The organism is Stenotrophomonas sp. HMWF003 (assembly GCF_003061285.1).
In the GTDB taxonomy this organism is placed as follows: domain Bacteria; phylum Pseudomonadota; class Gammaproteobacteria; order Xanthomonadales; family Xanthomonadaceae; genus Stenotrophomonas; species Stenotrophomonas maltophilia_AP.
On record NZ_QAIW01000074.1, the window covers coordinates 1 to 9,075 of the forward strand.

The 9,075-nt window shown below is 66.4% G+C and carries 12 protein-coding genes and 1 pseudogene; 3 read left to right on the top strand and 10 right to left on the bottom strand.

Annotated features, from left to right (window positions below):
* Together mutY and DBR34_RS02860 are read left to right on the top strand one after the other, a co-directional pair.
* The coding region (gene mutY / locus DBR34_RS02855; RefSeq protein ID WP_128095611.1) for an A/G-specific adenine glycosylase at window positions 1–1,032 on the top strand (1,032 nt) is incomplete at its 5' end.
* Between the two features lie 3 nt (window positions 1,033–1,035).
* Window positions 1,036–1,305 carry an oxidative damage protection protein gene (locus DBR34_RS02860; protein WP_128095612.1) on the top strand — a complete coding sequence of 90 codons (270 nt, stop codon included), beginning with the start codon at window positions 1,036–1,038 and terminating at the stop codon, window positions 1,303–1,305.
* Window positions 1,306–1,365: 60 nt separating this feature from the next.
* On the opposite strand, the gene DBR34_RS02865 is transcribed toward DBR34_RS02860, so the two are convergent.
* The 10 genes from DBR34_RS02865 to DBR34_RS02910 all read right to left on the bottom strand — a co-directional run bounded on the left by DBR34_RS02865 (window position 1,366) and on the right by DBR34_RS02910 (window position 8,536).
* Window positions 1,366–1,827 carry a DUF6491 family protein gene (locus DBR34_RS02865; RefSeq protein WP_128095613.1) on the bottom strand — a complete coding sequence of 154 codons (462 nt, stop codon included), beginning with the start codon at window positions 1,825–1,827 and terminating at the stop codon, window positions 1,366–1,368.
* An 87-nt stretch (window positions 1,828–1,914) separates the two neighbouring features.
* Complete coding sequence (locus DBR34_RS02870; protein ID WP_128095614.1) at window positions 1,915–2,733, bottom strand: ATP-binding cassette domain-containing protein; 819 nt, start codon at window positions 2,731–2,733, stop codon at window positions 1,915–1,917.
* Complete coding sequence (locus tag DBR34_RS02875) at window positions 2,726–3,967, bottom strand: lipoprotein-releasing ABC transporter permease subunit (protein WP_128095615.1); 1,242 nt, start codon at window positions 3,965–3,967, stop codon at window positions 2,726–2,728. The genes DBR34_RS02870 and DBR34_RS02875 overlap by 8 nt, the downstream gene beginning before the upstream one ends.
* A 23-nt stretch (window positions 3,968–3,990) precedes the next feature.
* Window positions 3,991–4,440: a hypothetical protein gene (locus tag DBR34_RS02880; RefSeq protein WP_128095616.1), complete on the bottom strand. Its 450-nt coding sequence runs from the start codon at window positions 4,438–4,440 to the stop codon at window positions 3,991–3,993.
* Window positions 4,391–4,639, bottom strand: coding sequence for a succinate dehydrogenase assembly factor 2 (locus DBR34_RS02885; RefSeq protein ID WP_128095617.1), 249 nt, complete (start codon window positions 4,637–4,639; stop codon window positions 4,391–4,393). Before DBR34_RS02885 ends, DBR34_RS02880 begins: the two co-directional genes overlap by 50 nt.
* A gap of 120 nt (window positions 4,640–4,759) precedes the next feature.
* Window positions 4,760–5,545, bottom strand: coding sequence for a succinate dehydrogenase iron-sulfur subunit (locus DBR34_RS02890; protein ID WP_128095618.1), 786 nt, complete (start codon window positions 5,543–5,545; stop codon window positions 4,760–4,762).
* A gap of 163 nt (window positions 5,546–5,708) precedes the next feature.
* Window positions 5,709–7,499, bottom strand: coding sequence for a succinate dehydrogenase flavoprotein subunit (sdhA, locus tag DBR34_RS02895; RefSeq protein ID WP_128095619.1), 1,791 nt, complete (start codon window positions 7,497–7,499; stop codon window positions 5,709–5,711).
* Between the two features lie 31 nt (window positions 7,500–7,530).
* Window positions 7,531–7,917, bottom strand: a complete 387-nt coding sequence (sdhD, locus tag DBR34_RS02900; protein WP_128095620.1) for a succinate dehydrogenase, hydrophobic membrane anchor protein — start codon at window positions 7,915–7,917, stop codon at window positions 7,531–7,533.
* The gene (sdhC, locus tag DBR34_RS02905; protein ID WP_038689047.1) at window positions 7,914–8,306 is read right to left on the bottom strand and encodes a succinate dehydrogenase, cytochrome b556 subunit; all 393 of its coding nucleotides are present in this window, start codon (window positions 8,304–8,306) and stop codon (window positions 7,914–7,916) included. Before sdhC ends, sdhD begins: the two co-directional genes overlap by 4 nt.
* A 56-nt stretch (window positions 8,307–8,362) precedes the next feature.
* Window positions 8,363–8,536 carry a DUF1674 domain-containing protein gene (locus DBR34_RS02910; protein WP_081797234.1) on the bottom strand — a complete coding sequence of 58 codons (174 nt, stop codon included), beginning with the start codon at window positions 8,534–8,536 and terminating at the stop codon, window positions 8,363–8,365.
* Between the two features lie 39 nt (window positions 8,537–8,575).
* On the opposite strand from DBR34_RS02910, the pseudogene DBR34_RS02915 reads away from it, so the two are divergent.
* Window positions 8,576–9,075 (top strand): annotated as a pseudogene (locus DBR34_RS02915) (folate-binding protein); the annotation flags it as partial.

Here is a 9,075-nt window from a genome sequence, read left to right on the forward strand (position 1 = left end):
CATCCGCGCTCGCCGTATCGGGTGTGGCTGTCGGAAATCATGCTGCAGCAGACCCAGGTCGGCACGGTCATTCCGTACTTCCTGGCGTTCCTGCGCGTGTTCCCCACCCTGCCCGACCTCGCCGCGGCCAGCAACGATGCGGTGATGGCGCAGTGGGCCGGGCTGGGCTACTACGCCCGCGCCCGCAACCTGCACGCCGCCGCGCAGCGCTGCGTTGAACGGCACGACGGCGCGCTGCCACGCGATGTCGAGGCGTTGAACGCGCTGCCCGGCATCGGCCGCAGCACCGCCGCGGCGATCCTGAGCCAGGCCTGGAACGACCGTTTTGCGATCCTCGACGGCAACGTCAAGCGCGTGCTGACGCGTTACCACGGCATCGACGGGTTCCCCGGCCTGCCCAAGGTGGAGAAGGCGCTGTGGGCCCTGGCCGACGCGCACGTAGCGCACGTGCCGGACGGGCGCCTGGCCGACTACACCCAGGCGCAGATGGACCTGGGCGCCACGGTCTGCACCCGCAGCCGGCCGGCCTGCGTGATCTGCCCGCTGCAGGCGGACTGCGTGGCGCGCCGCGAGGGCCGCACCGACCAGCTGCCCACGCCCAAGCCGTCCAAGACCCTGCCCGAACGCGAGGCCACCGCGCTGCTGCTGCGCGACGGCCAGGGCCGCGTGCTGCTGCAGAAGCGCCCGGACACCGGCATCTGGGCGCAGCTGTGGACGCTGCCGCAGGCCGACAGCGGCAGCGACCTGCAGGACTGGTTCGATGCCCATGTGCAGGGCGCGCTGGATGACGCCACTGCATTGCCGTTGCTGGAACACACTTTCAGCCACTACCGGCTGCACCTCCAGGTGCTGGTGCAGCGCGTGGACGGCCTGCTGCGGGATGACCCGACGCTGCGCTGGGTGGCCGCGGCGGACCTGCCCAGCCTCGGCCTGCCCGCGCCGATCCGCAAGCTGCTGGAGACCGGCGCGCCGCCGGCCCGGCCCAAGCGCCGTACAATGCGGGGCGCACCACTTCCACCCGAGTCCGAGTAAGCCATGCCCCGCACCGTTTTCTGCCAGTACGAACAACGTGACACCGAAGGCCTGGACTTCGTGCCCTACCCCGGCGAGCTGGGCCAGCGCATCTTCAACGGCATCGGCAAGAGCGCCTGGAGCGCCTGGCTGGCGCACCAGACCATGCTGATCAACGAAAACCGGCTGTCGCCGCGCGACCCGAAGCACCGCGCCTTCCTGGAAACCGAACTGGTGAAATACCTGTTCGAGAAGGATGCCGAAAAGCCGGCCGGTTTCATTCCCGAAGCGTGATTGCGGCCTGCCGACCAACGGTCGGCAGCTACCGGGGTGGTCCAACGTTCCCCTACGCCATCATTTCGCCGGTACGTCCTGGGCGTCCTGGCGTTCCTGCACCTGTGCCTGACGCAGTTCCTTCTCGCTCGACCGCAGGGCCTGGACATCCAGCTTGCGGATACTGCCGATGAAGCACGGCAGGGCGGGCCCGGGCGTCGGGTCACGCACCAGCACCTTGTCGAACCGCGCTGACACCCGCCCCATCTGGCTGGTCAGGCCGATGGCCGTGGCGTAGTCCAGGCCCTGGCAGGGACCGCGCAGTTCAAGCAGGTACGCCTCGCTGGGCCGGGTCCAGACCGCGAGCGCACTGTCGCCCAGCTCGGTCCAGCCATTCAACGATCCGAAGTACTGCAGGCTGTCCTGTGGCGGGCCGGCATGGGCCCGGTACAGCTCCAGCCGCTGCTGGCTGGACAGGCGCCCGGTGGTGGCGCACGCCACCAGGGCAAGGCACAACGCCGCTGCGCCGATCAGGGTCTTCATGGCACCACCTTCAAGGATGAACATGCCGATGATGCACCTGTCGGGTGAGGCCGGCGAGACGTCCGCGCCGGCCATTCAGCGGCCAGCTCAGACCTCGCTGCTGGCCAGTTCGTGCAGGCGCCCTTCGCGCAGCTCCAACACACGGTCGAGCTTTCGCGCCAGGCTGCGGTCGTGGGTCACCAGCACCAGGCTGGTGTGGTGCGCGCGGTTCAGTTCGAGCATCAGCTCGAACACCGTCGCAGCCGTCTTGTCATCCAGGTTGCCGGTGGGTTCGTCGCCCAGCACGCAGGCCGGCTTGTTGACCAGCGCGCGCGCCACGGCGGCACGCTGACGCTCACCGCCGGAAAGCTCGCCCGGCTTGTGATCAAGCCGATGGCCCAGGCCGACCGATTCCAGCAGCGCAGTCGCCCGCGCGCGCGCCTCGGCCACCTGCGGTCCGCCGCGCACGAACGCGGTGGCACCATTGACGATGCTGGCCAGCGCCGTACCGATCACGCCGAAGCCGGCATACATCAAGCGCTGCGACAACGGCGAGCGCATCGGCGTGAGCAGGATCGGCATCATCACGTTTTCCAGCGCGGTGAACTCCGGCAACAGGTGATGGAACTGGTACACGAATCCCAGCGCGCGGTTACGCAGTTCACCGCGCTGGCCGTCGGAAAGGCCGGACATGCGATGGCCGCCTACATACACCTCGCCGGCGGTGGGCGTGTCCAACCCGCCCAGCAGGTGCAGCAGGGTACTTTTGCCCGCGCCGGAGGCCCCGATGATCGCCACCGTCTCACCGGCGCTGACGCTCAGGTCCAGGCCGTTGAAGACGTGGGTCTGCATGCGCCCTTCGGCATACACCTTGGCCAGCGATTGCGCGCGGATCACTTCGTCGCCGCGGTTGATGACCTTATTCATAACGCAGGGCCTCCGCCGGCTGGGTGCGGGCGGCACGCCACGCGGGGTACAGCGTCGCCAGGAAGCTCATGACAAGCGCGGTGATGGTGATGATGACAATGTCCGGTGCCTGCATGTCGGTGGGCAGGCCGGTAATGTAGTAGACGTCTTCGGGGAGCAGCTTGACGTTGAACACCGTCTCGATCGCGCCGAGGATGCGTTCCAGGTTCAAGGTAAGGGTGATGCCGCCGATCACGCCGGCAACCGTGCCGATGATGCCGATCAGCGAGCCCTGCACCATGAACACCTGCATCACCCCGGCCGGGGTCAGGCCCAGCGTGCGCAGGATGGCGATGTCGGCCTGCTTGTCGGTCACCAGCATCACCTGCGACGACACCAGGTTGAACGCGCCCATGGCGATGATCAGCGAGAGCAGGATGCCCATCACCACTTTTTCCATGCGCAGCGAGTGGTACAGGTTGGCGTTCTGCTGGGTCCAGTCACTGACCCGGTATGCGCCGCCCAGCCCATGGGCCAGGTCCACGCCGACGTCCAGCGCCTTGTCCATGTCATGCAGCTTGAGCCGCACGCCGGTGACACCGTCCATGCGCAGCACGCGTTCCATGTCGGTCATGTTGGCGAAGGCCACGCCCTTGTCGATCTCGTTGTAGCCCGCCTCGAAGATGCCGCTGACGGTGAAGCGCTTCAGCCGTGGCATCGCGCCCACCGGGGTGCCCTGCACTTCGGCCAGCGTGACCAGGACGGTGTCACCGACATCCACGCCCAGCCAGAGCGCCAGCTCCTTGCCCACCAGGAGGTTGTAGCTGCCCGGGGTGAGGCTGTCGAAACTGCCCTTGACCAGCTTCTGGTTGATCACCGACACGCCCGGCTCCAGCGCCGGGTCGATGCCCTGCACGATCGCGCCCTGCACGCGCGGACCGCTGAGCATCGCCTGGATCTCGATGTACGGCGCGGCGCCGGCCACGCGCGGATCCTTCTTGGCCTGATCCACCGCACGCTGCCAGTCCGACATCGGCGCGCCATCGCTGGTGATGGTGGTATGGGCGGTCATCTGCAGCAGGCGGTCGCGGATCTCCTTCTGGAAGCCGCTCATTACCGCCAGCGTGGTGATCAGCACTGTCACGCCCAGCGCGATGCCGAGGATGGAGGCCATCGAAATGAAGGAGATGAAGCCGTTGCGGCGCTTGGCGCGCAGATAGCGCAGACCGATCGAAACAGGTATGGGTTTGAACATGCAGGTGCGCCGGACAATTCAGGCTATGGTGCCACTGCTGGACGTGAACGGGAAATGCAGCGTGCGCGCACGGCCAGTCGCAGTTCACGTCGTTGCGCCGCACTCAGCGTATCGGGCCAGAACAGCCGCCAGCGGCGGCGTCCCTGGCGGCGCCAGGCCAGTTGCAGCAACACGCCACGATCGGACAGCTGCAGGTCGTCGACCGGCTGCCCATCCACCTGGACCGGGGCCTCACCGGGCGGGATCACGATGGCCTGGGCGGGCATGCGCCCGTAGCGCCACGCCTTGGTTGCGCCCAGGGCCACGGCCAGCAGGGCGGCCGGCCAGTGCCAGCCGTAGGCCAGGTCCGTGCTGCACACCGCCCACGGCAGCAGCGCGGTGATCAGCCAGTGCGCAGCGCACTGCCAGCGGGAGGGCCGCCACTCAAGCCGGCAGGGCGCGGATCCGGGCGATGAGCGCGGCAGGCTGGGCATGCGGGCACTCCTCGTAACCCATGAACCAGCGCCACAACTTATCGTCTTCGCTTTCCAGCAGGAACAGGAAAACCTCGCGCTCTTCGGTCGGTGCCTGCAGCCAGCAACGGTCCAGGTAGCGCCCGAACAGCTGGTCCAGTTCACGCATGCCACGCCGGCAACGCCAGCGCAGCTTCTTCAGTTCAGTGGCTTCGTCCATCGACATCGCGTTCCTCAAGGTGCCGGCCACCCAGGGCCGGAAACAACAGCGGCACCGGACCTTCCGGTCGGTGCCGCCGCAATCGTCGCCGCAATCGCGGCGACAACATGAACCGCAGGATCAGGCGCGGCGCGCCATCATCAGCTTCTTGATCTCGGCAATGGCCAGTGCCGGGTTCAGGCCCTTCGGGCAGGTGCGCGAGCAGTTCATGATGGTGTGGCAGCGGTACAGCTTGAACGGATCTTCCAGTTCGTCCAGGCGCGCACCGGTGTCTTCATCGCGCGAGTCGACGATCCAGCGGTAGGCCTGCAGCAGGATGGCCGGGCCCAGGTAACGCTCGCCGTTCCACCAGTAGCTTGGGCAGCTGGTCGAGCAGCACGCGCACAGGATGCACTCGTACAGGCCGTCCAGCTTCTTGCGGTCTTCCGGCGACTGCAGGCGCTCGCGATCCGGCGGCGGCGGGGTCTGCGTGCGGATCCACGGCTTGATCGACGCGTACTGCGCGTAGAAGTGGGTCAGGTCCGGCACTAGGTCCTTGACCACGCTCATGTGCGGCAGCGGGTAGATCGGCACTTCGGCCTTGCCGCAGTCGGCAATGGCGCGGGTGCAGGCCAGCGTGTTGGTGCCGTCGATGTTCATCGCGCACGAACCGCAGATGCCTTCGCGGCACGAACGACGGAAGGTCAGGGTCGGATCGACCTCGTTCTTGATCTTGATCAGCGCGTCCAGGACCATCGGGCCGCAGGCGTCCAGATCGATCTCATACGTATCGGTGCGCGGGTTGCTGTCGTCGTCGGGACTCCAGCGGTAGATCTTGAACGTACGGGTGTTCTTCGCACCGCTCTTGGCGGGGAAGTGCTTGCCCTTTCCGATCTTGGAATTCTTGGGGAGGGAAAACTCGGCCATGGCTGTTCTCGTTGGCTCAGGCGGCTCGCGCTGCGGTGCAGGCGCGGGTAGCACGGAAGATGAGGAAGTCGACACCCCCGGCCAGCGGCGCACGCGCCACCCCACCCATGCGGGTGGCGGTGGTCGCGGGCGCTGCGTGGACGGAGGTCATGCCGCAGGTCTCTTAGTAAACGCGCGGCTTGGGCGGGACGACGTCCACGTCCTTGCTCAGCGTGTACATGTGGACCGGACGGTAGTCGAACTCGCACTTGCCGTTCTCGTCGACGTTCACCAGCGTGTGCTTCTGCCAGTTGACGTCGTCGCGGTCCGGGAAGTCCTCATGCGCATGCGCGCCACGGCTTTCCTTGCGCTGTTCGGCCGAGTTGATGGTCGCCACCGCGTTGAGCAGCAGGTTGTTCAACTCGTAGGTTTCGATCAGGTCCGAGTTCCACACCAGCGAACGGTCGGTGACCTTGACGTCCTGGAAGGAGTCGAAGATCTCGGCCATCTTGCTGCAGCCCTCTTCCAGGGTCTTGCTGGTCCGGAACACCGCCGCGTCGTTCTGCATGGTGCGCTGCATGCGATCGCGGATGACCGAGGTCGGGGTGTCGCCGTTGGCGTAGCGCAGCTTGTCCAGCAGGCCCAGCGCCTTGTCGCACGCATCCGACGGCAGGGTCTTGTGCGGCGCGCCGGACTTGATGGTCTCGGCACAGCGGTTGGCCACCGCACGGCCGAACACCACCAGGTCGAGCAGCGAGTTGGAGCCCAGGCGGTTGGCGCCGTGCACCGACACGCAGGCCGCTTCGCCGATGGCGTACAGGCCCGGCACGACGGCATCGGGGTTGTCGCCGACCTTGCGCACGACTTCGCCGTGGTAGTTGGTCGGGATGCCACCCATGTTGTAGTGCACGGTCGGGATGACCGGGATCGGCTGCTTGTGCACGTCCACGCCGGCGAAGATGCGGGCGCTTTCGGCGATACCCGGCAGCTTGTCGTCGATGACGCCCGGGCCGAGGTGGGTCAGGTCGAGCAGGATGTGATCCTTGTGCTCGCCGACACCGCGGCCTTCGCGGATCTCGATGGTCATCGAACGCGACACCACGTCGCGCGAGGCCAGATCCTTGTAGTGCGGTGCATAGCGCTCCATGAAGCGCTCGCCGTTGCTGTTGCGCAGGATGCCGCCTTCGCCACGCACGCCTTCGGTGATCAGGCAGCCCGCGCCGTAGATACCGGTCGGGTGGAACTGGACGAACTCCATGTCCTGCATCGGCAGGCCGGCACGCATGACCAGACCGCCGCCGTCGCCGGTGCAGGTGTGGGCCGAGGTGGCGCTGAAGTAGGCGCGGCCGTAACCGCCGGTGGCCAGCACCACGCCGTGGGCGCGGAACAGGTGCAGCGAGCCGTCGGCCATGTCCAGGGCGAGCACGCCGCGGCAGACGCCTTCGTCATCGAAGATCAGGTCGAGCGCGAAGTACTCGATCATGAAGCGCGCGTTGTGCGCCAGCGACTGCTGGTACAGCGTGTGCAGCATGGCGTGGCCGGTACGGTCGGCCGCGGCGCAGGTGCGCTGCGCGGACGGGCCTTCGCCGTACTTGGTGGTCATGCCACCGAACGGGCGCTGGTAGATCTTGCCCTCTTCGGTACGGCTGAACGGCACGCCGTAGTGTTCCAGTTCGATGATGGCCGGAATCGCTTCGCGGCACATGTACTCGATGGCGTCCTGGTCACCCAGCCAATCCGAGCCCTTGATGGTGTCGAAGAAGTGGTAACGCCAGTCGTCTTCGCCCATGTTGCCGAGCGCGGCGGAAATACCGCCCTGCGCGGCCACGGTGTGCGAACGGGTCGGGAAGACCTTGGTCAGGCAGACGGTCTGCAGGCCCTTGGCGGCAAGACCGAACGTAGCGCGTAGGCCAGCGCCACCGGCGCCGACCACGACCATGTCGTACTTGTGTTCCGTAATCTTGTAAGCGGACATCTAATCTGGATTCCTGTCTTGGTGCCTGGACTCAGGCAGCGCCGAGCGCAATGCGGGCGACCGCAAACACACTGACGATCGCGCCGAGCACGGCGATGAACTTCACCGTGGTCTGCAGCGCCAGGGCCAGCAGCGAGTTGTGGATGTAGTCTTCCAGCACGACCTGCAGGCCGAGCTGGGCGTGCCAGAACATCGCGACCAGGAAGCCGACCAGCAGCACCGCATTCCACGGCTTGGACACCGCGTCGGTGGCGGTCACGTAATCGGCGCCGATCAGGCTCAGCACGAACACCAGGAACCACACGGTCAGGCCGACCAGCGCGGTGGCGGTCAGGCGCTGCATCACGAAGTGCTCGGTACCGGTCTTGGCCGCGCCAAGGCCACGCACGTTCTTCAGCGGGGTACGGTACTTGTTCATGCGGCGGCTCCGGCGAAGACGTAGGCCCAGACCAGGGCGGTGATCACCAGGCTGGCGAAGACCGAGATCCAGCTGCTGCGCACGAAGGCAGGAATGGAGAAGCCGATGGCGAAGTCCTGCACGATGTGGCGGATGCCGTTGCACAGGTGGTAGGCGAAGGCCCACGTCCATGCAAACAGGAACAACTTGCCGTACCAGCTACCGGCATGGCCGGTGAAGCAGTTCCAGGATTCAGGGCCCATCATCAGGGCGAGCAGGCCGCCGGCGATGATCAGGGCTCCAACAGACAGAAAGATGCCGGAGGCTCGATGCAGGATCGAGGTGGCCATCTGAATCTGCCAGCGATACACCTGAAGGTGCGGGGAAAGGGGACGTTCTCTGGCGGCCATTCGCTGGGCTCGTTGTCTCGGCTGGGCGGCGCAATGCCGCGTTGGCTCAATGCTGATCAAAAATCGATGCAGCGTCCGTTTTTCTCCCAGTCTCCATACCGCACCGGATCGAGTCCGCCGCGGCCACCAATCTCCACGGGCACCACAGGGGTCTGCGGAAGCGGCTGCTTCTCATCGACCTGCGGGGCTTCGGAGTCGGAATCTGGAGTGGGGGTTGTTTGGCCTATCATGGGTGGTCTCGCAACGCACAAATTTTAGACCCCGTTCACGTGCCTGACAACCTGCCCATGGATTTCAACGGTTTTCCGCGCCTCTCCGGTCACCAGCTGCTCAGTCTGGATGGTCCCGATGCGGCCGCGTTCGCCCACGCCCAATTTTCCAGCGACGTCACCGCCCTGCCCGTCCGGCATTGGCAGTGGAGCGCCTGGCTGAGCGCCAAAGGCCGCACCATTGCTGTGTTCCAGCTGATCCGGGTGGACGAAGAACGGATCGTGCTGGTGCTCGCCGACGGCGACGCCGATGCGATTGCGTCGCAATTGCAGCGTTTTGTGTTCCGTCGGAAGGTCACGATCGCGGTGCGCGCGGACCGGATCGTGGCCGGCAGCTTCACTGCGCCGGAAGCGGCATCAGGTGCCGCAATCGCGGTGCATGGTGAGACGCTGGAGCTGGATGTGGGCAGCGATGCCCTGCCGCGGACGCTGCGGATCGCGCCGCTGGACGATCACCCGGCCAGCGACGATGCCAGCTTCGCGCTGGCCTGGCGCCAATC